Annotated in this window: 22 protein-coding genes; 14 read left to right on the top strand and 8 right to left on the bottom strand. The window is 46.1% G+C overall.

Going from position 1 to position 22,925, the window contains the following annotated elements; translation table 11 throughout:
* A partial coding sequence (locus Q0991_RS14375; RefSeq protein WP_299489458.1) for a DUF4268 domain-containing protein occupies positions 1-1,105 on the top strand: 1,105 nt, incomplete at its 5' end.
* Between the two features lie 62 nt (positions 1,106-1,167).
* On the opposite strand, the gene Q0991_RS14370 is transcribed toward Q0991_RS14375, so the two are convergent.
* A complete protein-coding gene (locus Q0991_RS14370; RefSeq protein WP_299489457.1) occupies positions 1,168-1,617 on the bottom strand; it encodes a Spy/CpxP family protein refolding chaperone in 450 nt (149 codons plus the stop codon).
* Between the two features lie 221 nt (positions 1,618-1,838).
* On the opposite strand from Q0991_RS14370, the gene Q0991_RS14365 reads away from it, so the two are divergent.
* Positions 1,839-2,540, top strand: a complete 702-nt coding sequence (locus Q0991_RS14365; protein WP_366524961.1) for a diacylglycerol/polyprenol kinase family protein — start codon at positions 1,839-1,841, stop codon at positions 2,538-2,540.
* A 22-nt stretch (positions 2,541-2,562) separates the two neighbouring features.
* On the top strand, positions 2,563-2,745 hold the full coding sequence (locus Q0991_RS14360; RefSeq protein WP_299489456.1) for a hypothetical protein: 183 nt from the start codon (positions 2,563-2,565) through the stop codon (positions 2,743-2,745).
* A 153-nt stretch (positions 2,746-2,898) separates the two neighbouring features.
* On the opposite strand, the gene Q0991_RS14355 is transcribed toward Q0991_RS14360, so the two are convergent.
* Together Q0991_RS14355 and gyrB are read right to left on the bottom strand one after the other, a co-directional pair.
* Positions 2,899-4,341, bottom strand: a complete 1,443-nt coding sequence (locus Q0991_RS14355; protein ID WP_299489455.1) for an NAD(P)/FAD-dependent oxidoreductase — start codon at positions 4,339-4,341, stop codon at positions 2,899-2,901.
* 271 nt (positions 4,342-4,612) lie between these two features.
* On the bottom strand, positions 4,613-6,553 hold the full coding sequence (gene gyrB / locus Q0991_RS14350) for a DNA topoisomerase (ATP-hydrolyzing) subunit B (protein ID WP_299489454.1): 1,941 nt from the start codon (positions 6,551-6,553) through the stop codon (positions 4,613-4,615).
* 160 nt (positions 6,554-6,713) lie between these two features.
* On the opposite strand from gyrB, the gene miaA reads away from it, so the two are divergent.
* Both miaA and Q0991_RS14340 read left to right on the top strand, forming a co-directional pair.
* Positions 6,714-7,622 carry a tRNA (adenosine(37)-N6)-dimethylallyltransferase MiaA gene (gene miaA, locus Q0991_RS14345; protein ID WP_299489453.1) on the top strand — a complete coding sequence of 303 codons (909 nt, stop codon included), beginning with the start codon at positions 6,714-6,716 and terminating at the stop codon, positions 7,620-7,622.
* Positions 7,623-7,701: 79 nt separating this feature from the next.
* The gene (locus tag Q0991_RS14340) at positions 7,702-8,220 is read left to right on the top strand and encodes a DNA recombination-mediator protein A (RefSeq protein ID WP_299489452.1); all 519 of its coding nucleotides are present in this window, start codon (positions 7,702-7,704) and stop codon (positions 8,218-8,220) included.
* A 9-nt stretch (positions 8,221-8,229) separates the two neighbouring features.
* Here Q0991_RS14340 and Q0991_RS14335 read toward each other — a convergent pair whose 3' ends face one another.
* Both Q0991_RS14335 and Q0991_RS14330 read right to left on the bottom strand, forming a co-directional pair.
* A complete protein-coding gene (locus Q0991_RS14335) occupies positions 8,230-9,102 on the bottom strand; it encodes a hypothetical protein (RefSeq protein WP_299489451.1) in 873 nt (290 codons plus the stop codon).
* Between the two features lie 426 nt (positions 9,103-9,528).
* Positions 9,529-10,140: a DNA-3-methyladenine glycosylase I gene (locus Q0991_RS14330; protein WP_299489450.1), complete on the bottom strand. Its 612-nt coding sequence runs from the start codon at positions 10,138-10,140 to the stop codon at positions 9,529-9,531.
* A gap of 238 nt (positions 10,141-10,378) precedes the next feature.
* Between Q0991_RS14330 and Q0991_RS14325 the strand changes: the two genes are divergently transcribed.
* Positions 10,379-10,879, top strand: a complete 501-nt coding sequence (locus tag Q0991_RS14325) for a YHS domain-containing (seleno)protein (RefSeq protein WP_299489449.1) — start codon at positions 10,379-10,381, stop codon at positions 10,877-10,879.
* Between the two features lie 43 nt (positions 10,880-10,922).
* On the opposite strand, the gene Q0991_RS14320 is transcribed toward Q0991_RS14325, so the two are convergent.
* The 3 genes from Q0991_RS14320 to Q0991_RS14310 are packed head-to-tail and all read right to left on the bottom strand — an operon-like array spanning position 10,923 to position 14,529.
* Positions 10,923-11,594: a cyanoexosortase A system-associated protein gene (locus Q0991_RS14320; protein ID WP_299489448.1), complete on the bottom strand. Its 672-nt coding sequence runs from the start codon at positions 11,592-11,594 to the stop codon at positions 10,923-10,925.
* Positions 11,591-12,406: a cyanoexosortase A gene (gene crtA / locus Q0991_RS14315; protein ID WP_299489447.1), complete on the bottom strand. Its 816-nt coding sequence runs from the start codon at positions 12,404-12,406 to the stop codon at positions 11,591-11,593. Before crtA ends, Q0991_RS14320 begins: the two co-directional genes overlap by 4 nt.
* Complete coding sequence (locus tag Q0991_RS14310) at positions 12,403-14,529, bottom strand: VIT domain-containing protein (RefSeq protein WP_299489446.1); 2,127 nt, start codon at positions 14,527-14,529, stop codon at positions 12,403-12,405. Before Q0991_RS14310 ends, crtA begins: the two co-directional genes overlap by 4 nt.
* Before the next feature lie 179 nt (positions 14,530-14,708).
* Between Q0991_RS14310 and Q0991_RS14305 the strand changes: the two genes are divergently transcribed.
* From Q0991_RS14305 to Q0991_RS14270, 8 genes are all read left to right on the top strand, one after another.
* Complete coding sequence (locus Q0991_RS14305) at positions 14,709-16,037, top strand: AAA-like domain-containing protein (RefSeq protein ID WP_299489445.1); 1,329 nt, start codon at positions 14,709-14,711, stop codon at positions 16,035-16,037.
* 225 nt (positions 16,038-16,262) lie between these two features.
* Positions 16,263-17,060 carry a hypothetical protein gene (locus Q0991_RS14300; RefSeq protein ID WP_299489443.1) on the top strand — a complete coding sequence of 266 codons (798 nt, stop codon included), beginning with the start codon at positions 16,263-16,265 and terminating at the stop codon, positions 17,058-17,060.
* 112 nt (positions 17,061-17,172) lie between these two features.
* Positions 17,173-17,370 (top strand): hypothetical protein, encoded by a 198-nt coding sequence (locus tag Q0991_RS14295; RefSeq protein WP_299489441.1) that lies wholly within the window; start codon positions 17,173-17,175, stop codon positions 17,368-17,370.
* The gene (locus tag Q0991_RS14290) at positions 17,357-17,698 is read left to right on the top strand and encodes a type II toxin-antitoxin system PemK/MazF family toxin (protein ID WP_299489439.1); all 342 of its coding nucleotides are present in this window, start codon (positions 17,357-17,359) and stop codon (positions 17,696-17,698) included. Before Q0991_RS14295 ends, Q0991_RS14290 begins: the two co-directional genes overlap by 14 nt.
* 52 nt (positions 17,699-17,750) lie before the next feature.
* Positions 17,751-18,026 (top strand): hypothetical protein, encoded by a 276-nt coding sequence (locus Q0991_RS14285; RefSeq protein WP_299489437.1) that lies wholly within the window; start codon positions 17,751-17,753, stop codon positions 18,024-18,026.
* On the top strand, positions 18,023-18,196 hold the full coding sequence (locus Q0991_RS14280; protein ID WP_299489436.1) for a hypothetical protein: 174 nt from the start codon (positions 18,023-18,025) through the stop codon (positions 18,194-18,196). The genes Q0991_RS14285 and Q0991_RS14280 overlap by 4 nt, the downstream gene beginning before the upstream one ends.
* Positions 18,197-18,254: 58 nt before the next feature.
* Entirely contained in the window at positions 18,255-20,114 is a 1,860-nt protein-coding gene (locus Q0991_RS14275) for a serine protease (protein ID WP_299489434.1), read from the top strand.
* 496 nt (positions 20,115-20,610) lie between these two features.
* Entirely contained in the window at positions 20,611-22,374 is a 1,764-nt protein-coding gene (locus Q0991_RS14270) for an EAL domain-containing protein (protein ID WP_299489432.1), read from the top strand.
* Positions 22,375-22,925 lie beyond the last annotated feature (551 nt).

Raw genomic sequence — 22,925 nt, 5'->3', positions numbered from 1 at the left:
GTCTGCCCAGCCCCCCTCCAAGCCCAATTTGGGTCGTCTAGAGAAAGTCGATGTCACCCAATATTGGCAGTCCGCCACTGAGGATTTTGCGCCCTGGCTATGCCATGAGGAGAATATGCAGCTTCTGGGGGAAGCGATTGGTCTGTCTTTAGAAGTGGTTTTAGATGCGCAGCAAATGTGCGATCGCCAAGCGGATTTGCTCTGTCGGCAGGCTGGGACTAAAAACTGGATCTTGATTGGCAGTCAGCTTTGCCCCACCGATGAACAGCATTTTGGTCAGCTATTAACCGAAGGGGCCGATATTAGTGCAGCGGGCATTATTTGGATTGCCAGTCAGTTTTCGGCAGAACATCTCAAGCTGCTGAATTGGCTCAATCAACATGCTCAACCCTCCTTACAATTCTGGGGGGTGGAAATTGAGCTATGGCAGATTGGCAAAACCGCAATGGCCGCTCAGTTTAATCTGGTCTCACCAGCTGAAGAGGCGACCGAAGATCCCTCCACTGAATCAACCGAATTGGATCTAGAAAGTCAACTAGAACAACAAGCCGGAGCCTTGCCTGAGCCAGAATCCGAACCAGAGGAATCCGAACCAGAGAAGCCAGAGCCCTTAACAGCGGAACAAAAACAATATGTTGCGTTTTGGTCGGACCTCTGTGATCAGCTAGAACAGCGGGGCAGTGTAGTCAAAGCAGTCGCTCCGCCCCCTGAGGACCATATTGATTTTGCGATAGGCCGCGCGGGGTTCTTACTGTCTGCCCATTTGGATGACAGCCATACATCCTTATCTATTGAACTACGACTATTTGATGAAGATGCCCAAGCCCACTACAAGCTATTAGCAGCGCTGCAGGAACAAATTGAGTCCGAATTGGGATTTGCCCTGAGTTGGGAAAATCTGGTCTCTGAATGTGTCATTTACTGCTCCCTCCCCGAGACAGATATCAATGCCACGGACCAGTGGCCAGACTATATTGATTGGCTATGTGGCGGGTTGGAATGTTTTCACCTCACATTTGCAGATCTGGTGCAGTCTTTAAATGCTGATGACTATCATCGGGGACACCATCACTCAGACTCCAATATGTTGAGTTTGCCGAGTTAAGGATCTTTAAAAACCGACCCTCTTCAAAATCATCCTCAAAGAAAATGCTTTCAGCGATACGTTTAGCTTCGGCGGCGATCTCGTTGTTTGGCTTTGAGTTTTTCCAGTTTCTGTGCTTGCTCAGGAGTTAGCTCTGCTTTGATCTCGTTATACATCTGCTGACGCAGCTCTTGTCGTTGCTTGCGAATCGCCTGGAGTTGGTCTTTACTGGCTCCCCTCTCTCGCAGTGCCTTAGCTTCTTGACGTGAGGTCTTCAGCTTTGGTCGATATGACTGACGAATGGCTTTAATTTGAGTCACTTGATCATCCGTCAATCCCAGCGTTTGCTTAAACTGAGCGGCCCGCTTTTCCCGCCTAGCTGCTTTTTCTTCTGGACTCAGTTTGCGGCGTTGGGCAAGAACAGTCGGTTGGTTTGGGTTAATCTGCGCTTGCGAGGCTTGCCCCATGGCTATCCAACCGACTACGGGTAACAGAATAGCGGTGACTAACAGTGAGGAAGAACGAAATTTCATAGGGTACTTTTGACTCCTGAGTGGATGAGCATTGTTGGTTATTTCCAACCTATTCAATCCATTGAGGATGAAACCAGGATCTAAAGACTTAACTATGGCTAGATGGGGTACTATTTTTCGCTAGTCCTTTGGGCCTACTCATCCACATCAATCCACTTTCCAGGACTAGCAGAATCCACTACAGTAAGGGTCATTGGCTAAGTTGAAAGTAGATTATTTCATTGACCGTGCTCGCATTTCCCAGTCCTCCGACTTCCATCACCGCCCAACTTTTGCTGGTGGGGATATGGTTGGGCATTGTGATCGGAAGTGCAGAACTGCTAAAGCGATGGATCACAACCGACCCTGAAATCACCCGTAAAGTGGTTCATATTGGCACGGGCAATGTCATTCTATTGGCTTGGTGGCTGGATGTGCCTACCTGGGTTGGCATTGCCGCGTCGGTTATTTTTAGCATTGTGACGTTGCTGTCCTACCGCTACCCCATTCTGGCTAGTGTGAGTGGTGTAGGTCGGAAAAGTCTAGGCACCTTTTTTTATGCCTTAAGCATTGGCATCTTAATTGCTTGGTTCTGGCCCCTAAAACTGCCTCAATATGCGGCTATTGGTATTTTGACCATGACTTGGGGCGATGGGTTGGCCGCTCTAATCGGACAGCGATTTGGGCGACATCCCTATCAAGCCTGGGGAATGAATAAGAGCTGGGAAGGCTCATTGAGTATGGCAGGTGTCAGCTGCCTAATCATTTTTGGGATTTTGTGGATCACCCAGGGAAATGTCATGGCAACTTGGATTAGCGCTGTGGCTATTTCCGTGATTGTTTCGACCCTAGAAGCCTTTTCCAAATGGGGTGTAGATAATCTGACGGTGCCCATTGCCAGTGCAGCCTTAGGCTTTGTCTTTAATGAGTTTTGGCTAACATAGACCTAGCAAGAGAGGACACAGCATGGGACGTTTTGCACAATCATGGGCTTCCAAGTGGTTTTTCTTCTTTTTGTCTGGTGCTATTGCTGTCTATGTCCTCCGAGGGCTAGAGGTCATTACCTTTTTCCCTGGCTTTGTGATTTGGGGCTTGGTCCTGTTAGCCATTCTTGCTGGTCTACTCGCTGCGTTAGAGAATCTCCGTTAAGACCTGTCGCGACTCACAAACCCGCACAATAATTATGACTACTATTTTTCAGAAATCTTGGGGCAAACTCAACAATAAAATCTTGGGCAGTATGTCCACACACCAATCAGATATGCCACTGCCTAGCTGCTGGGTTATCGCCAAAATATAGGACTAGTTTAATTCTCCTAGCGTGACGAACGAAGGATAGGCACGACGATGTAGCTTTTCGTTAAAAGTATCCCATTGGGCTTGTGTCCATTGGTGGCAGTCCATCGTTGCTGTTTGGACTTGGCTCACAAACGGTTGACGAAGGTGCTCATATTTTTCCAAAGTAGTTGTAATCGTTGTGTCCTGTTCCAACCCATGTGCTGGTATCATCTGAGCAATCAACGTACTGATGACAGCTGCATCTTCAAACCCTTGATTGACTCCTTGGGCCATAAAAGGAGGCATGGCATGCGCTGCATCTCCAACTAGAGTCACCCGCCCATGGCACCAAGGCAGATGACCATTGTTTTGAGTATTGACTGGATGTATGAAAAACGGACGAAGAGAGAGTTTCTCCGGATTAGATAAGCCCACTAGAGTTCTAAATATCGGTGGAAACTCAGCATTCAGTAACGTATCTATCCCTAGGCGAAGGATCTGAGTGAGTGATTTATGCTGCCAGGCGTCAAGTTTGAACGGCGCATAAAGTAGATAAGCTACCGTATTGTTAGACAGTCTAATCAATATTAAACGGAGTCGTTTGAGTTCTGGAAAATCAAGCTCGTCCGAATTATTGTGGACCGTAATAATGAAATCCCCTTTTATATACTGGGTTGCTAGGTCTTCCATTATCGAACTAGGAACTCCCTGTATTGTTGAACTAATGGCTGCAAAACCAGAATATTGTGGTTTGGCCCATCGTTTGAGCCCTTGTTGGTTATAAAGTATTTGGCGAATCGTTGAATTAATTCCATCGGCTGCGATCACTAACTTGGCGTAAAACGATTTGTGATCAGCGCCGCGATGGTCTTGCGCTAATGTTGCAGTCTCTGCCTTAGATTGCATCATTTCCCAATGTGCAAATGGGTTTGTTGAGTGTCCTACATCGGAGGTCACATCAATTCGTACCCTTTCAGCTTCTTCTTCAACATGAACACAGCGATGGTTGGCTTGGACAAGATCTGGAGGGAGTAAACTTCTCAGCGCTGTTTGCAAGTTAAACCAAGATACATTAATCCGCCCTTCACCATAGCGTTCGAACCAGCTTTGGAAGTCCGTAGGAATGGAGCGTGTCGTTTCGCCCTGGACGTTGATTTGACGCCATCGACTTTTAGGCGGGCGTGTTGACTTGTCTGGACCGTCACCTGCCTGACTTGGAGATTCCAGGGGTTGATTCCCTTTGAACGCAGCTTTTGTGATGTTCTCGTAAGCTTCAGAAGCGATATATTTGATTGCCCTTAATCCATTCGGTAGGAGATCAAGACCTTGCCCAACGTTGCGAAATTCATGAGTTTGATCGATGACTAGAATATTATGAATTCCACGCTTGTGTAGGGCGATCGCTGTTGCCAAGCCCACAGGACCCGCCCCTACAATCAAAACATCATAGATATGCCGTGGAGCCATAGAATCATTGTCATCCTGCATGGCTTTCTATAGTTAGTCTTTATGTCTCTGCCTTCAGTATGGAAGAACCTGGTAAAGCAAGCAATAACGAAAATCGCTGTGCGTTGTAAACAACAAGGCTGTTTTCAAAAAGTTGCCTGAGCTGACAGTCGAGAACCCAGCAGCAATAGTGAAAATATGACCTTGGTCACTAACAGCGTTTGTACAAGCTAGAGGTGGCTCTGTAATACACCACATTCAGCGGAGTAGATCTTTTTAGTTACAGTGGCTTCTAGATATCGAGTTCAGCTAAATTGAGTCGGGGACCGTGAGTTTCGATAAACTCCCGGCGAGGAGCAACACGATCGCCCATCAGAATCGTGAAAATCCGATCAGCTTCTGCAGCATCCTCAATATCGATTTGTTTGAGGGTGCGGGTTTCGGGATTCATGGTGGTATCCCAAAGCTGAGTGGGCATCATTTCACCCAAGCCCTTAAACCGCTGAATGGTGTAGTTGGCATTAGCCGGGAACTCATGCTGAATTAGGTTTTGCAGTTCGCGATCGCTATAGCAATAGTAATGAGATCGACCTCGCTCAATCTTGTAGAGGGGCGGGCAGGCGATATAGACATAGCCCTGGTCAATTAATTCCCGCTGGTAGCGGTAGAAGAAGGTAAGCAGCAGCGTGCGAATGTGGGCTCCATCCACGTCCGCATCCGTCATTAGAATAATTCGATGATAGCGGAGCTGGGAGACATCGAATTCTTCGCCCTTAATGCCTAGCCCTAAAGCCGTAATCAGGGACTGAATCTCATTATTTTTGTAGATCTTGGCATCATCAGTTTTTTCGATGTTGAGGATTTTACCCCGTAGAGGCAGAATGGCTTGGAAGCCGCGATCGCGTCCTTGCTTCGCACTCCCTCCCGCAGAATCTCCCTCCACAATATAGATTTCAGACACACTGGGGTCGCGGGAACTGCAATCCGCTAACTTGCCCGGTAGGGTAGAAGATTCTAGGACGGACTTACGGCGGACCAGTTCTCTAGCTCGACGGGCCGCTTCTGCTGCATTAAAGGCCTGCAGGGCTTTTTCGATCACGGCATCGGCGACATTGGGGTGGAAGTCTAAATACTCCGTCAGCACTTCACCCACGAGGGAATCGACAATCCCCCGCACTTCGGTATTACCGAGCTTGGTTTTGGTTTGGCCTTCAAATTCAGGTTCAGGCACTTTGACGGAGATAACAGCGGTTAGGCCTTCTCGAATATGCTCACCGCCGAGGTTTGAATCGTTATCCTTGAGCTTGCTGCGCTTGCGGGCCAGGGAGTTCATGGTCCGGGTAAGTACTGTCTTTAGACCTTCTAAGTGCGTACCGCCATCAATGGTGCGGATATTGTTGGCAAATCCCAGCAGGTTGTCAGAATAGGCGTCCCGACACCATTGCAAGGCCACTTCAACCTGAACATTATTCCGTTCCCCTTCCACATAAATACATTCCTCATGAATGGGTTCTTTATCCCGGTTCATGTAGTCCACATATTCTTTAATGCCGCCGTCGTAGCGATAGGTTTCAATTTTGGGTTCGTCGGCTTCTAGGAGTTCCAGACGATTATCCTGGAAAGAAATTTCTACCCCGGCATTCAGGTAGGCGAGTTCCCGCAAGCGGCTGGCTAGGGTCTTATAGTCAAATTCTGTGGTGACGGTAAAAATCGTGTTATCGGGCAGAAAGGTAATGGCCGTCCCCGACTCCCTGCGATCGGTGGGTTCGACGACTAACTCAGATTTCGGAATGCCTCGCTCAAATCGTTGGGTATGAACCTTGCCATTGCGCCAGACTTTCGCTTCCACCCATTCGGAGAGGGCGTTGACAACGGAAATCCCTACCCCATGGAGTCCGCCTGACACTTTATAGCTATCCCCATCAAACTTTCCGCCAGCATGGAGGACCGTCATCACGGTTTCTAGGGCCGATTTGCCTGTAGTGGGATGCTTGTCGGTGGGGATGCCGCGGCCATCATCGGTGACTCGGACAGAACCGTCCTCATTTAAATAAATGTGAATATGCTTACAGTGACCCGCGAGGGCTTCATCGACAGAGTTATCGACCACCTCGTACACTAAGTGGTGCAAACCTCTGGGACCAGTGCTACCGATATACATCCCAGGGCGTTTTCGAACCGGTTCCAACCCTTCCAGGACTTGAATCTGATCTGCACTGTAATTTGTGGCCATGTATGAAGCGCTCCTATAAGCGACTTAAAGCTGTGTTGATTTGCTTGAATATAAAAAATCCCTCAAATTCTATCACAAATGCCTCTCAAGCGATTTTAGGCCTGTCTTAAGGGCTGTTTACATTGGGGTTGCATTATTAAAACTTTAGGATTGGGCAGCAATGACACCGGGACTGATTGTAATTTGTGGGCCTACAGCTACGGGGAAATCCTCTCTGGCTCTGGCTTTGGCCCAACGTTTGGCCACCCCAATTCTCAGTGCGGACTCCCGGCAGGTCTATCGGGGGTTTGATATTGGCACTGCTAAACCGTCTATATCCGATCAAAAACAGGTGCCTCACTATCTGATTGATATTTGCGACCCCACTGAGACCCTGACCGTTGCCGATTACCAGGAACAAGCCCAAACCTTAATTGCTCAATTTCATGCTGAAGGGACAACACCTCTGCTGGTGGGAGGAACGGGACTTTATATTCGGGCGATTGTCGAGGGGCTGAAAATTCCGCGGGTGCCGCCACAATTGGAGTTGCGATCGCAACTCCAATCCCAAGGCCAAGCCCAGATTTACCAATGGCTCCAGCAAGTCGACCCACAAGCGGCCCAGAAAATCCATGCCCATGATCAAGTCCGCACTTTAAGAGCTTTGGAAGTCTTTTACACTACAGGTAGGCCACTATCGGCACAACAAGGTAAGAATCCGCCGTCCTATCCCATCCTTCAAATTGGTTTGGATATTAGTGACCTTGACCAGCATACGGCCATCATTCAACAGCGCACAAGCGCCATGCTGGCGCAGGGCTGGCTAGCGGAAGTGAAACATCTGATGGCAACCTATGGCGCCGAACTCCCCCTTTTAGTAACCCTGGGATATCAGGAAATGAAGGCCTATTTAAACCAGCAAATGTCTGTAGAAGAGGCAACGAGCCAAACGATTCTTCATACTCGCCAATTTGCAAAGCGCCAGCGGACCTGGTTTCGAGCGAATTCTGCGATTCACTGGTTCGATGCTGCGGATTCTAACCTCCTTTCTCTCGTATGGGATGATATTCAAGGGCAATCTTGGCAGTAACGAATAAACTCCAGCTATCATCCCCAAAATCTGACTGACCTTTGTTAAAATAGCTGGGTTGTTTTGGCACAGTACCTCTTTGAGCCAGTCTCTCGATTTACCTCAGGTTGGCGACCCCAAAGCTGACGAGTTTCTACAAGAACTAGCAGCAATTCAACAGACCAGTTCCAAGCGCATTGCTATTTTGGGTTCTCGCCACGTTCCCCTAATGCATCAGCACATCATTGAAATGATGAGCTATGCATTGGTCCTTGCTGGCAATCGTTTGCTTACCTCCGGTGCCATTGGCACCAATGCGGCTGCGATTCGAGGAGCGATGCGGGCAGATCCGAAGCTATTAACGGTCGTTCTTCCCCAAAGCATGACGGAGCAGCCTCCTGAGTCCCAGCGGTTGCTAGAAAAAGTGATGCATCTGGTGGAGAAGCCAGAGCATGATAACTTGTCCCTGGCGGAAGCCAGCGCTATCTGTAACCAGGAGATCGTGTCTCGATGCGATCAGCTGATCTGCTTTGCGTTCCATGACAGCCATACCCTACTGAAGACCTGTCAAGAAGCTGAAGAGCTACGCAAGCTAGTGACCTTATTCTATTTTGATTAGTGTGTGACGCTAAGCCTGGGAGGTAGAGGGCTGCTCGGGTAAATCGAGGGAGCTAATCTCCTCTCCAGCGCCATCGCGCTCATTAGCCGCAAACATGCGTTCGCGCTTTTGCCGCATTTTTTCTAGGTTAGCAATGCTTTCGGCGCGTTTTTGCCGCAACCGCTCCAAGTTAGCGACGCTTTCGGCGCGCTTCTGCCGCAGTTCTTCTAGATTGGCAGTCGTTTGAACTCGTTTTTCCGCTGCCGACTCTAGGTTAATTGAGTCATTTACCTTGGATGAAACGACGGGTTCTGAAGGTTGAACCAGTTCTGAATGGGGGGTATCCGTAACCGTTCGCGGTAGCGGTAGGTCCGTTGCCTTTGGCAGCTCCATGACGGACTCGACCGAAGCATTAGTCTCTGCCGGGGAAGCGATAGGTACGAGCGGATCAGAAGGGAGTGGTTTGGCCTCTTCAAATGGAGTCGTCTCTGTTTTGAGGGGGGATTGAGGGGTAGGGGCTGCTGGGGTCTCTGCTTGAGACGATTTCTGTGAACTGGGCACTTCTTCTTCAGCCATCACTTGCCAACCAGAATGCTGATTGATGGTTTGACTGAGTTGATCAAAAATCTGGAAACAATGATTATTACTTTGCAGCGGTAATTCTTCATTCTTAACCACAACATCCATATTCGTGATGTTGCTGGTGGCTCTTGTGCTGTCGACTAAAACTTCAATGGTGACGAGTTTGGTAAAGGGGACCTTACCCGGTTTCTCACGGGCAATGATGCAGTCCTCTTTGGAGAAAAGCACTTCTAAATCACAACTTTCTAACACAGCCTTCAATTGTGAAAGACAGTTGCTCAAGGATAATGCAACTGATAGCGAACGCGTATATCGAGCCATGGCAATTTGAAGGATGGGACAATAAAGAAGTTCACACTATGATACCCAATCTGCCTCAGGATTGTGAGAAAAACAGGTTGGCAAGCCATAGATTCGAGGGTAAACCCCTGGATCAGGTCCCCCGCACTTATCTATATCGTATGAGATGGGCTTCTAAGGCGTCTAAATACAGCCATAAGGATAATAAACTTACATTGACAACTAATAATCAATCAATAGAGATAAGGATTCAGCCTATGGGTAGAGTATCGTCTATTTTGGGACCAATATCATATTTTTAATCTGTATTTTTATTTCTTTACAGCAAAATGAAAAGCTAACCCATTTCTGGAGGCTAATCTAACCAAGTCTTTCTAGATTTATTAAGCCATATCATTTGAGAAGAATATCGATATATCGAGTTTGCACTAACAGTATTGATACTGACTATTCAAAGACGGGATTTGAGGCATAGCCATTGATAATCTCTTGACGACGGAAACAGGTCACACTATGGTCATTCACCATACCTGTGGCCTGCATATGGGCGTAGCAGATAGTTGAACCAAAAAACTTAAAGCCTCGCTGCCGGAGATCTTTACTCATGGCATCAGACTCTGGACTAGTTGTCGGCCAGCTATCCGACTCGCTGAACGCGTTAACAATAGGCTGTCCGTCCACAAAACGCCAGCTATAACTGGCAAAGCTGCCAAACTCTGCTTGAATCTGTAAAAAGGCACGAGCATTGCCAATGATCGCTTCTATCTTTTTGCGATTGCGGATAATACCGGCATTCCCCATCAGGGTCTCTATTTTGGCTTCATCGTAATGGGCAATCTGTTGAGGATTGAATTGCTCAAAGGCAGCTCGGTAGTTTTCGCGTTTACGCAGGACGGTATACCAGCTCAAGCCTGCCTGAGAAGACTCTAGGACAAGATGCTCAAACAAGTGCTGATCGTCGTAGACCGGAATGCCCCATTCCTGATCGTGATACAGAACATAGTCGGGTTTGCTGAGGTCTACCCAGGAACAGCGGCAAATTGGTTCGGAAGAAGTCACTGGAATTACCTCATGCTTGGCGTGCTAGGAATGTTGAGTCGCAACAACGGTATCAAATCTCAGTCCAGTATTCCCAAACTTTATCGCTACATCGTTCACAACAGTAAGGTGGATTAAAACGCTACCCCAATAATTGAATCTTTTTAGGGTGGATTCACATCACTCTCAGATTTGGGACTCAGTATTATCCTGAGAGCAGGTTATATTTACTTGCCATAATCCGTTATGAGGGTTGTATATGAAATTTAAATTTGCACTCTGGCCCGCCGTGTTATTGCTCGGACTGGGTTTGAGTATAGGCTGTACAGATCCTTCGACGTCTAGCTCTGGCCCTGGAACTGAGCAGGGGCAGGCTAATAAGAAGCCTGCTATTTTTTCTGCAGATGGTGCAGCTATCCGAGGCTATGATCCTGTTGCCTACTTTACAGAGGGTAAGCCCGTCAAAGGCACAGGAGAATTCTCCCATGAGTGGCAGGGAGCCACTTGGCAATTTGCTAATGCAGAAAGTCGGGATTCGTTTGCCAGCGACCCAGAAAAGTATGCACCCCAATATGGGGGCTATTGTGCCTGGGCGGTGAAGAAAGGGACCACGGCCTCTATCGATCCTCAAGCTTGGAAGATTGTAGATGGCAAACTCTATCTCAATTACAGTCTTGATGTCCAAAAGCAGTGGGAGGGAGATATTCCAGGGAATATTGCGGAAGCTGATAAGAATTGGCCGGGGGTTTTGGAAGGCTAATTTTGCTAAGCCTGGGGACTGGCTTCTATGGATGTCGTTGGCTCTAGGCTAACGGTGGAAAGTGAGATTGCCACCACTGATGCCAGTCCTTCCAGGTAGATGTTAACGCCTGACCCCGAGCTGCCGAGGTCGCATCACCAGAAGTCGATAAGGTTATCCGGGTCCATAGACAGCGATTGTCATGGAGAGGCGTTTGGCCCACAATCCAGCCCAGGAAACGTCCAGATTGCCAATCATAAAGGGTGCGGTTGCGCTTGAACTGATCGCTGGTGACGGTACTGGTCCCCCGAGGATTAATACAAGCATCCAGTTGGCTTTCTGAGCCCTGAGTAAATAGACTAAATTCCCCCACGCCTTCCACAGATTGCAGCACGGTGCCTAAACCACCTGTCTGATGTTTGATTAGGACTTTCAGATCGCCATTGGTCTGAGCCAGATATCGCATCTCAATGTGTAGATGGGCATCGCTTTGGCGATAGTGATACCGTTGCCCAGACACCACTTCACCAGGAATATCTGGGGAGTCTGGAGTTTGATCGGGGGTGAGGGGTTGACTATCGGTAAAGGTCCAATCTGAGAGGGGGATTACCTGGGGGAATGGGTAGGGCGCAACTTGAGGGATTTGAGGTTGGAAGGTTGCGATCGCAACTCCCCATACCAAAACCGATATCCCCCAAACTATCGCTAGCGGGTTGTATCTGAACCGTCTAATCATGATAAATACCTCCCTTGGCGAGTGGGCAGACTAAAGAGCAGAAGTCCTAGTAACAACACCGCCAGCAGCGAAAATAGCAGAGACCCATCGCCTTGATGCCAATAATTCAGCGTGTCAGGTTGACTAGAGAGAATGGCTAGGAGAGCCACCCGACAGCCATTGGCAAAAAAACCAATACCGACTGCCCCCAGCAAAATCAGATATTTCTGTCGGCCTTGCGTCGCGGTTAAAGTGACGTATATCCAGGCCAAGCCCAGGAGCTGGGTAATCGACCGTACCCCAGAACAACCGTTATAGACCTCAATAGCACCCCCTGGCAGGGCAATGGTAAAACCCTGTTGATGGACAGCAAATCCCATCAGTCGCAGCAGCGTTGTAGAAAGCTGTGTGGTCCAGGTGGTGAACTCGAGCAGGTAGAGCAGCTCCCAAGGCAGGGCAAAGAAGCCTAAAAGATAGAGTGCCCCTTGATATTGAGCCAATCCCTGGACACCAGACGCCAATAGACTCAGACTCACCAGCACTAGTAAGGGATAGAGCCGCAGAAAATAGTCAGATTCAAAGGTATGAAGCCCTCGATAGACCACCCCTGCCAGCAACAGCAATCCTCCCCAGGTGGCTCGATGGTCGCGAAGGGATAAATGATGGCGCTGCGTGTAAAGCTGCATAGCTGTGGCGGCCCAAAAGATACTGCTGGCGGGTAAAAGGTAGGGATATTGGCTGCGACGAACAAGGAGGAGATGGAGCAAGACTTGGGTAACACCAATGGCAATCAGCCAAGTCTTCGCCCCTGGTTGGGACTGGGCTAGACTCATGACTGCCTCCGGGTGGGCAACCATTTCAAGCCATGTTTCTTGGCCATAACTAGGAAGATGCCGAATAGGGCAATCAGATAACCGAGGATTTCGCTGGGTTCTGGGGTGGCATGGGCCGCTGGATTGGTCAGCTTCATGCCTTCTGGCAGATCAACGGGCACTCGCTGTTTCAGATTGGGATTGTTGGGGTCGACGCGAATCTCTTCGGTAACGGCGACAAAGGCGGTGTATTTAGAGAGCAAGCGATAGGCGAGGGCAGTATCAAGCACTTGCTTAACAGCCGGGTCCGATTCGCGGCCATACATCTGATTCATCAGGCTCTTGATGCGGTTTCGGCCCCAGAGTTGAGCAATCGCCTCATTGCCAGAGGCATCAAATTTAACCTCCAACACCTGCTCATAGGGTTTTCCACCTGCCATTCGGCCCGTAATTTTCAGCTTGCCAGACTGGCCATCCTGCTTGCGTCCGTGGAGAACCAGGGGCTGATTGGCAAAGAGATCCGGGACTCGCAGGGGATAAATATCAGGACCTTTGCCAGGTCCGACCCAAGAGACCTCAATATCGGTCAACACAGGCTTGTTAATGGTTTTGACAAACTTCGCAGCCACTTTCTCTGCAGAATCTTTGGGGGCGACGACTTCAACGGTTCCTCGACCCACTTCTGCCAGCCGATCTAGCAAGAAGCGATTGGTGGAGAACCCAACGCCAAAGGGGTAAATTCGATTCCCCGGCTTCAGGCGATCGCGGACGGCAGCAATAATGGTTTCGTCATTGCCAATGAGGCCATCCGTGAGTAGAACCACACTACGCAGGCGTCCGTCTGGAGCCGGGGGAAAGGCGGCAACGGTATTGATACCATTCATCAGTTCTGTGCCGCCATTGGCATCCAGTTTTTTAATATATTCCAGGGCCTTTTTGCGATTGGCTGGGGTATTGGCGAGGGGCTTTGGGGACAGTTTAGAGGTGGTATTGGAGAAGTTGATGATGCTGAAAGTATCGTTGGGATTGAGCTTGTCCAAAAACTGGGTCATCAGCTTTTTAGATTGGACAATGGGTGGTCCACCCTGAGACCCGGAGGTATCGATTAGAAACACCACGTCCTTGGGGACAATCTGATTCGATTTGTATTTCAGGGCTGGAATTAAGTAGGTGGCAAAGTGACCGCCTCGTTGGTCGGACTGGGTCAGGAGCGTGGCTTGGGTCTGCTTGCTGGCTACCTGATAGCGCAGAATCAGATCCTTGTTGGGGATGGTTTTTTGATTGGCTAGTTTAACCTGGGTTTGCTGACCTTTTTTGCTAGTAAGAATGGGATGGGAGGGCGATCGCAAATTCCGTATCGGTACACCCGCATCTAAATTGACGGTGATACTGATATCGTTACCAGACCGCTGACTAGGCGGCAGTAAGGGAGGCGTAATCTTAGCGGCATCGGTGACCCGAGTGGTATTGCCCGCAGCATCAATTTGGTCGCCAGGAATATAGCGAGGCCCCACCACCGTGGGAAAGACAAACTCGTAATCGCCCCCTTCGAACTCCAGGCTATTGGTGTAGCGAATCACCACTTCAATGGTTTCCCCAGGCACGATATTGGCGAGGGATTGGGTAAATAAATTGGCCCGCTCTTGCTCTAGGAGAGCAGCGGTTTTGCCTTCTTGCTTGGCCGTTTCATAGATTTGTTTGGCTTCCTGTCGCTCTTTGATCACACCGCGAATAATCCGGTTGCCAATCCGAATTTCCATATCGTCCACGGCGGCATCTTCGGGTAGCGGAAATTGATAGATCGCTTCCAAAGGACGGTCGTAGGGATTGGTAAAGGTTTGCTTCACCTCTACCCGCGACAGATTACCGGAGATATTGGCTTCGACATCGGTTTGTTTGAGGGGAAAGGACAGTTTCTTGCCATCCACCTCGGCAAATAGCCCGCCAGTGGTTGGAGACGGATTTGATTTCTGATTTACCTCTTGTTTGGATTGAGATAACCGGGAGGACTGGGCGTGGGATTTGGATTCAAATCGCAGCACATTTGAACTGACAAAGACGGTTCCCGCCACCATGCCCGAGAGTAGTAGCAGGGTAGAGATGGGGCGATGCCAAGAACCCGATTGTTGACTGGGATGAGACATGTGAAACTCCTTACATCAAATGCAATTGCCCCCATTTTGGTCAAGGTAAACGGGAGAACCAAGGGGAATTAATTGGGTGTTGGAACGGGGTGCGATCGCAAATTATTGGAATTTATAGGTTTTAATTGGGAAGTGGGTTCCGGCATTAACAGCGCCTATAGCATTGCCAAAAATTGGGTATGGAGAACGACGCAGACTTTAGCTGGCCCGTGGCTCGGGACTTTGCCAATCAACTCATCTTTACGGCAACTGCCAAGCACCTCAGCGATTTAGAAGTCCAGGTATTGCAAGGGTCTTGGAATCATCAAACCTATGAGCAAATGGCGGAGCAGCTGCACTATGGAGCGGCCTACCTCAATCGGGATATTGGCAATCCTTTATGGAAACGTTTGGGGCAAGCGCTCAACGAGAAGGTTAGTAAAACCAATTTCAAAGAGGCATTACGACGGGCTTGGGAACAGCAGGTTCACTCTCCACCTGTCGTAACTTCGAGTCCAGCACCCATCATTGAAGGTCCGATTTCGCCAGAGTCTCCTTTTTATTTGGAACGGGCGGGCGTCGAGCAATTGGGCTGTCAGACCTTGCTCAAGCCAGGAGCGTTACTGCGAATTAAAGCACCGCAACTGATGGGTAAAACCTCATTGCTCTATCACTTGATGGCCTTTGCCCAACAGCAAACCTATCCCACGGTTTATATCGATATGGGGAGTGTCGATAAGTCTGTGTTGACGAGCTTGGAAAAGCTCTTAAAGTGGCTCTGCGCCATGACCAGCCGCCAACTCCACTTACCGAATCGACTCTCAGAACTCTGGGATTCAGAGATTTTTGGCAGTAATGATAATTGCACGGCCTATTTTGAAGATCATATATTCCCGGAAGTTCAGGGGCCGTTTGTCTTAGGGCTAGATAATGTCGATCGTCTGTTTCCCTTTCAAGACATCATTGAAGACTTTTTTGGCATGTTGCGGAGCTGGCATGAGAAGGGGCGTATCTCTCAGCAATGGCAGCAACTACGGCTGATTTTGGTTCATTCAACAGAAGCCTATATTCCCCTGGATTATCATCAATCTCCATTTAATACGGGGGTGCCCATTGGGCTCTCGGAGTTTACTGCCCAACAAATCCAACATCTGGCTCAACTGCATCAGGTGGCTCTCACTGAAAGTGAGCTATCACAACTGATGGCGATGATTGGGGGGCATCCCTATTTGGTTCGGGTGGCGCTATCTGCCCTCAGTACAAGGGAACTGACGTTTAAGCAGCTTGTACAAACTGCTGCTAGTGATGAGGGGATTTATAGGGCTCATCTACTGCACCACTGGGTTACGTTGCAGCAGACGCCTGATCTGATGCAGGCGTTTCAAGATGTGCTAACGGCTACTGCATCATTGAACCCGTTGCAAGCCTATAAACTCCACAGTATGGGGTTGATTAAACGAGAGAAGAATCAAGTTATTTCTCGGAATGATCTCTATAGATCTTATTTTCAAAGAGTCTTTTTCGAGTAAAAACACTTTTTTTGTTCTTGCCCTTTTATGAAAAATTAATATTTGACAATGTTATGATATTTTCTAAAAAATTTAGAAGAACATTGATATTACAAATTGAACGCCTTTGTAAAATTAAATGTTAGCTAGTCATTGAAGAGCCATGCCATAAAAAATAAATTCAAAATAAATCTATTTTTAATCAAGAAAAAATTAAGGTAACATAAAAGACAAATAAGAATTTTAATGGCATTAGCTAAATTAATCTTCAGAAGAATGAACATGAACAACAATCTTCAAGTCCTTGCCTTTAATTTGACCAGAAAATCAGATATAGAAGGAAGTTTGAAATTTTCTTGTAATGTATTAGAAGATCGAGATCTAGACAAAACTGATGAGTTTAAATCTGAAATTATTGATAAACTTAATGATATGTCTACGGATATAGCTCATAAGTTTTCTCAAGAAATCAAAGATATATTTCCTGAAGATCTAGAAGTAAAAGTACAGAAAAATATCCAATTCAGAAAAGGCAGTATTATTATTGATATAGTGCTGGTAATAGGTAGCTGGGCAGGCCCCATTATTTTGTCAACTTTGGAAAGCACTCTAAAAAGCTTTGTAGAATTAACTGCAAAGAATTCCATCTCAAGTTTTTTCTCTTTAGCAAAAATTTCTGTCGTTGATTATTTAAAGGAAGCTGCAAATAAAGAAGTAGCAAAAGACAAAGGGAAGGATGTCGTGATAGAAGTCAGCGAAGAACCTACTATAGGTCCTTTACGTATTAAGAGTATGTCAAGTCATAGTGGTAGTTCACAGATAAATAATGATGGCATTCAGCATCTAAATGAGAATCACCCTGAGCCATCTAATAAATATTTTGATTTGAATTCGCGGCAAATAATTTTTACCCGATATATTTTATATTTAGTAGCTTTCTTGCAGGTTTTAACTCTTTTTTCGCAATTCTTTGATATAAGTATTGATGTTAGGCAAAAGAGACAAAACACGCAACCTGAAAATACTATATCTCTATCACTTTAACTTTTTATGCTAATAACTTTATTCCTGAACTTAGTAGTTAGCTATAAAATAGAAAAGTGACTTGTAAAATCAATATCTATTCTAAATACCAAATAGGAATTCATGAAGACTTATGAATGCTTTAACTCAAGAAATTTTAAATAGCTTTGATAGCTTACCTGATACTGAGCAACTAGAAATTGCTGTGGAGATTATGAGGCGGGTCATTAACTTGGATTTCCCACCCTTGACAGACGAGGATCTAGTTTTGAATGCAGAGGAACTATTCTTAGCACTAGATCATCAAGAAGCAGATTATGAAGACTCCTGACCGGGGAGAGGTCTGGTTAGTAGATCTAGGTTATGTTGCCAAGGTTAGACCCTGTCTTGTGGTTAGCATTCCTGCCCTTATGCAGGATCGAGCTTTAGCAACATTGGTGCCTCATACAACGAGCGCTAGAGGTTCGCGCTTTGAAGTTGAAATTAAGGCTAGATTTCTCAAGCCAGGAGTCTTTGATGTACAAAATCTAGTCACTATTCCCCATGCAAAACTGCTGAGAAAGTTAGGTGAACTAGATCCTGAACCATTCTCACAAGTTGAAGATGCTTTACTTTTCTGGTTAGGGTTAAAAGCTCAAAACTCAAAAGGAGGGGCATAGCATGCCCCCAAGCGAGAATGATTAACATAACCAGCGTAATGCCTACCTGCTAATGACCGTTCGACACCCTCGCTACAGCAAAGAAGAGTTTGCTAAACAGGGCAATGAGATTTATGAAACCCAGATACGCTCTCAAGTTGAAGCGGGAAATCATGGCAAAATTGTGGCAATTGATATCGAAACGGGCGCTTTTGCGGTAGCTGATACCCCTATTTCAGCAACAGATCGGCTTTATGAGCATTGTCCGAATGCTCAACCCTGGGTGATTCGGATAGGACATCAGGCCGTCTATCGTTTCGGCTCCCGGAGTCTCAAAAAAACGGTATGATGCATAGCTTCGTCAACCAACGTTGTGAAGCCATCCTTCACCTTGCAGTGGGCCATGCCGATACACCCAAGCCAATCGTTAAAGCCGGGATTGACGCTGGTTGCACAGGCTTTTTATCTCTTTCACCCTCAACCATTACCAATGAAATGCTGATAGATGTGCGGACTTAAATGCGTACACTTGAGATATTCAACCCCTATGCTAGGAATAAGATTTAGCATCCCATAGATGAAATTGCCTTTCCTTTTGGCTCCCACCACACTGGCAGTAATCGTTGCCACTCCCTTTCATACTGCTCAAGCCCTCACTTCCACTGAAGTCAGTACGATTGCTGAAGCGATCACCGTTCGGATTGATGGTCAGAATCCTGGGTCAGGGGTGATTATCAAGCGGCAAGGCAAGGTTTATACCGTACTGACGGCTGCTCATGTGGTCGCGACAGAGGATGAATACGATGTGGTGACGGTGGATGATCGTCGATATCCTTTGGTCTATAGCAAAGTGAAAAAATTTCCAGGAATTGACTTAGCATTGGTTGAATTTACCAGCTCTAACACCTATCAGGTAGCCAATCTGGGAGACTCATCCCAAGTAAAGGCAGGGGCATCGGTTTATATCTCAGGCTTTCCAATTCCTACAACTGCTATCACCGAATCCATTTGGAATTTTTCCACAGGAGAAGTCACCGCGAATGCCAAGCGTCCGCTAGCAGATGGCTATGCCCTGGTTTATAGCAACAACACCCTGCCGGGAATGAGTGGGGGAGCCGTTTTAGATCAGCAAGGCCAACTGATTGGCATTCATGGCCGAGCTGACACAGAACAACAGGAGAAGCGGACAGAAGTCATCTACTTAAAAACGGGATTTAATCTGGGCATCCCTATCCATACATTTACGAGTTTGGTCGAAAAAGTTGATCCGACCCTTGGATTTGTAGCACAGCCAAAGGAAGCAGCCTCGGCCTTCATTGCGGATGATTGGTTCTTGCAGGCGGGTCATAAATTTGCCAAAAAGGACTATCGTGGTGCCATTGCAGATTACACCCAAGCCATTACCCTGAATCCTAAATATGCGGATGCCTTCAATAACCGAGGGAATGCTTACAGAGACTCAAAGCAATATCCAAAGGCGATCGCAGACTTCACCCAGGCCATTGCCCTAAAACCCAGGCATGCAAAAGCCCATTACAACCGAGGGAATGCCTACAAAGACTTAAAGCAAGATCCAAAGGCGATCGCAGATTATACCCAAGCTATTGCGCTTAATCCTAAATACACCAAAGCCTATAATAACCGAGGCGTCGCCCACGGCAACTTAAAGCAATACTCAAACGAGATCGCAGATTACACCCAAGTTATTGCCTTAGATCCTACATTTGCGGATGCCTACTTCAATCGGGGCAATATTCACCGTGAGTTAGAGCAATACCCAAGCGCGATCGCAGATTACACCCAAGCCATTGCTCTCAATGGTGAAGATTTTGAAGCTTACTACAACCGAGGATATATCTACTATTCCACTCAGGAATATCCTCAAGCGATCGCAGATTTCTCTAAAGCGCTTGCTATCAATCCTAAATATGGTCATGCTTACAATAACCGAGGGTTGACCTATACTGAGTTAAAGCAATATCCAGGCGCGATCGCAGATTACACCCAAGCGATTGCTCTCAATCCAAAATTTGCACGTCCCTACAGCAATCGCGGGATAACTTACCACATCCTCAAACGCTACCCAGAGGCGATCTCAGATTATTCTCAAGCCATTGTTTTAGATTCTGAGTTCATACCTGCCATTAATAATTTAGGCTTGCTGCAATATCAAAACAAAGATATAGAGTCTGCAATAAAGCAGTTTCAAAAAGCCATCAGCATCGATAACACTCTCGCAGAGCCTAAATTAGCCCTGGCAACTGCCTACTTCAAAAACGGCAGGCGAACCCAAGCTATCAAACTTGGCAAAGCAGCTCTGCAAATCGATCCTCAATTTGCAAATGCCGACTACCTGCGTCAAAACCTATGGGGAACGCAATTAGTGGCGGATGCCCAACAACTTTTATCAATCTTAGTGCAGCCAGGTGCGAATTGAGCCCGAGTCAGTCCTGGCCAAAAACAACATAATCCAAAACTTGGGGGTCGCTGATTATGCTGGCCATCCTTCCCTGAATTTTTGTTAGTGGGTAAGCGGATCTGGGCTTTGAGGAGGAGGGTGGAAATTTATGGACTATGTGAGGCTTGGGTGGAAAAGCGCTTTATAACCACAACCTATTGCTACAGCGATAGATGGAAGCCCGCATTTTTGCTTACTTCACAGGTGTTTGACCTTGTAGAACCTAGCAAGAGGCCAGTGCTAAATACACAACATTGACATCTTTGAAGTGAGTTTTGGGCTAAAAGCAGAACTTTTTCTGAACTTTAACAGAACTACCTGTATCGACAAGCCGCTATATGGACAAACAAACTTATTGAAGGATAAAGAATCGTTAGCATTGATGATCAACCATAAGATTATGCCCTTATCAAAAAAATATCATATTAATTATTTTATTTAATTAAAACTTGTATCTTAAGAGTTGAGATGCTTCATGAAAGATGTATCAATACTAGTCATTGATGACGAGCCCAATAATTATGATGTTGTTGATGCATTATTGGATAAGTCAATCAATTATCAATTGTATTATGCCGCAAATGGAGAGGCTGCACTCTCTTCTCTTGATAGTATCAAACCAGATCTAATTCTGCTCGATATCATGATGCCAGGCATGAGTGGAATTGAAACGTGCAAAAAAATAAAATCTTTAAGGATTTGGAAAAACATTCCAATTATTATCGTTACAGCATTGACTGAAAAGCAAAACCTTACTCTTTGTCTGTCAGCAGGAGCTAGTGATTATATCTGTAAGCCTATCAACAGCATAGAGCTCAACGCACGGGTGAAGTCAATGTTGCGGATTCGCTTTCAATACCAACAGTTAGAAGCATTCAACGCTCGACTGGAAGAAATAGTTGAGGAGAGAACGACTCAATTAGCAAAAAGGATTTATATCGATGAATTGACCCAATTGCCGAGCCAATTTTCTATTCAACGAGAATTAGCACATCGACTGAACTCTAAAATTTTACCCTTAGCTCTTATTATTTTTGACTGTGATCAATTTAAGAGAATAGAAAGCTCTTTTGGGAAGATAATCAGCAACAAGTTGCGTGTTGCAATTTCCGAAAGGTTGAAGTCTTACTTAAATCAGAGTGATTTATTTTCACGTTCAGCTGAAGATGAATTTTGTCTATTATTAAATAGCATTCATTCAAAGAATAGTTTAATCAAAAAAATACAGGAAATCCAAAACCTATTTGAACATCCTTTTAATATTGGAGAATTCAAAATATTTATGACAGCTTGCATAGGAGCAACCCTTATAAAGAGTCCAGACTTGAACACTAATACCGTTCTACAACAGGCAAGTACAGCTATGTATCTCGCTAAATCTAAAGGAATAGGTAATTATGAGATTTTCGAGTCTCAAATGTACCAATCGATACTTAATCGTGTCACACTAGAGAGTGCTATCCAGAAAGCCTTAAAACATAACGAATTTGCTGTTTACTATCAACCGATAGTAGATCTAAATACTGGTAAGGTCGACTGTCTAGAGGCATTGGCTAGGTGGCCTCATCCAAAACGAGGTATGATTTCGCCTTCTGAATTTATACCTTGTATGGAAATGACAGGATTAATTATTTCGTTTGGTATGCTTATTCTCCGAAATGCATGCCAACAACTTTCACTTCTAAACAAACAAGGATGGGATTCTCTTTCGATCAGTGTTAATTTATCTGCCAAGCAATTTGAATATCCAAATTTATTATCAGAAATTGACGATATTCTACTACAAACTCAAATTAATCCATCTTGCCTGAGTCTCGAAATTACGGAAAGTGTCGTCATGGAAGATCCGATTAATGCTATTTCGATAATCCAAGAATTGAGATCACGTCAAATCCAAATTAGCCTTGATGATTTTGGGACAGGATACTCTTCGCTAGCCTATATACATCGTTTTCCTGTGAACAGTTTAAAGATAGATCGGACCTTTATTGAGAATGTTGAACTCCATACTTCTGAGTGCTATGTACTAGATACCATGATTGAATTGGGTAAGAAATTGGGTATATCAGTCATTGTTGAGGGTATTGAGTCAGAAAGCCAACTTGAGTATTTGTGTAAGCTTGGTTGTAAATATGGGCAAGGCTATCTCTTTTCTAAGCCTATTCCCAGTTCAGAAATTGAGATCCTATTGCCCAGTGTTAATACACATTATGTTGAGAATCAGTCCATTTCTAAATAAAGATTCCTTTTATTCGCTGTCACAGAGTCAGTTGTTGAAAGAGTTTTTTTGGTAGCTATGTTTTTGGAGGGACCTTGTAAAATCCCTGTAAAACGTTTGCTGAACAGCCAGAACGGATTTAGATCTAGATTTACAACCCGATCCAGAAAGCAACACTAGGATATTTTGACGAGATGGGCCTTTGGGTGATCAGCAAGCTGGGGAGGCTGTATGCCACTTTTACAGAATATTGGACCAGCTAGTGGAAGAGTTTTCCTCTGTTATGGGAGTAGGGGGTTGATGGTTCAATTATGACAAATACCAATAAATCGCAATCAGAGAATAGACCATCAAACAGCTTTTTTAATCAGCAAGTTTCAGCAATAGAAGCATCAGGTGTCTGTATTTCTATTTTCCAAAATGATGTCTGTCTCTTTGTGAATAAGCCTCTCCTAGAATTATTGGGCTATGAACACCCAGGGTAAGCGCAAGAAAAATGAGGCGTTAATATGCTATGGAACTCCATTCTGTTAAAAGGGTTTCCCATGGCTACAGGTTTCAGCAAGACCCCT

This window comes from Acaryochloris sp. IP29b_bin.137, from assembly GCF_028285745.1.
GTDB lineage: Bacteria > Cyanobacteriota > Cyanobacteriia > Thermosynechococcales > Thermosynechococcaceae > Acaryochloris.
This window is presented reverse-complemented; position numbering and strand designations above follow the sequence as displayed.

Coding starts and splice junctions, on each gene's coding strand:
- Q0991_RS14300 (WP_299489443.1), top strand. CDS start 16,263: ATGGCATTAGCTAAATTAATCTTCAGAAGAATGAACATGAACAACAAT.
- crtA (WP_299489447.1), bottom strand. CDS start 12,406: ATGAGTCTAGCCCAGTCCCAACCAGGGGCGAAGACTTGGCTGATTGCC.
- Q0991_RS14335 (WP_299489451.1), bottom strand. CDS start 9,102: ATGGCTCGATATACGCGTTCGCTATCAGTTGCATTATCCTTGAGCAAC.
- Q0991_RS14305 (WP_299489445.1), top strand. CDS start 14,709: ATGGAGAACGACGCAGACTTTAGCTGGCCCGTGGCTCGGGACTTTGCC.
- Q0991_RS14295 (WP_299489441.1), top strand. CDS start 17,173: ATGAATGCTTTAACTCAAGAAATTTTAAATAGCTTTGATAGCTTACCT.
- Q0991_RS14355 (WP_299489455.1), bottom strand. CDS start 4,341: ATGGCTCCACGGCATATCTATGATGTTTTGATTGTAGGGGCGGGTCCT.
- gyrB (WP_299489454.1), bottom strand. CDS start 6,553: ATGGCCACAAATTACAGTGCAGATCAGATTCAAGTCCTGGAAGGGTTG.
- Q0991_RS14310 (WP_299489446.1), bottom strand. CDS start 14,529: ATGTCTCATCCCAGTCAACAATCGGGTTCTTGGCATCGCCCCATCTCT.
- Q0991_RS14325 (WP_299489449.1), top strand. CDS start 10,379: ATGAAATTTAAATTTGCACTCTGGCCCGCCGTGTTATTGCTCGGACTG.
- Q0991_RS14270 (WP_299489432.1), top strand. CDS start 20,611: ATGAAAGATGTATCAATACTAGTCATTGATGACGAGCCCAATAATTAT.
- Q0991_RS14370 (WP_299489457.1), bottom strand. CDS start 1,617: ATGAAATTTCGTTCTTCCTCACTGTTAGTCACCGCTATTCTGTTACCC.
- Q0991_RS14285 (WP_299489437.1), top strand. CDS start 17,751: ATGACCGTTCGACACCCTCGCTACAGCAAAGAAGAGTTTGCTAAACAG.
- Q0991_RS14280 (WP_299489436.1), top strand. CDS start 18,023: ATGATGCATAGCTTCGTCAACCAACGTTGTGAAGCCATCCTTCACCTT.
- Q0991_RS14320 (WP_299489448.1), bottom strand. CDS start 11,594: ATGATTAGACGGTTCAGATACAACCCGCTAGCGATAGTTTGGGGGATA.
- Q0991_RS14290 (WP_299489439.1), top strand. CDS start 17,357: ATGAAGACTCCTGACCGGGGAGAGGTCTGGTTAGTAGATCTAGGTTAT.
- miaA (WP_299489453.1), top strand. CDS start 6,714: ATGACACCGGGACTGATTGTAATTTGTGGGCCTACAGCTACGGGGAAA.
- Q0991_RS14275 (WP_299489434.1), top strand. CDS start 18,255: ATGAAATTGCCTTTCCTTTTGGCTCCCACCACACTGGCAGTAATCGTT.
- Q0991_RS14360 (WP_299489456.1), top strand. CDS start 2,563: ATGGGACGTTTTGCACAATCATGGGCTTCCAAGTGGTTTTTCTTCTTT.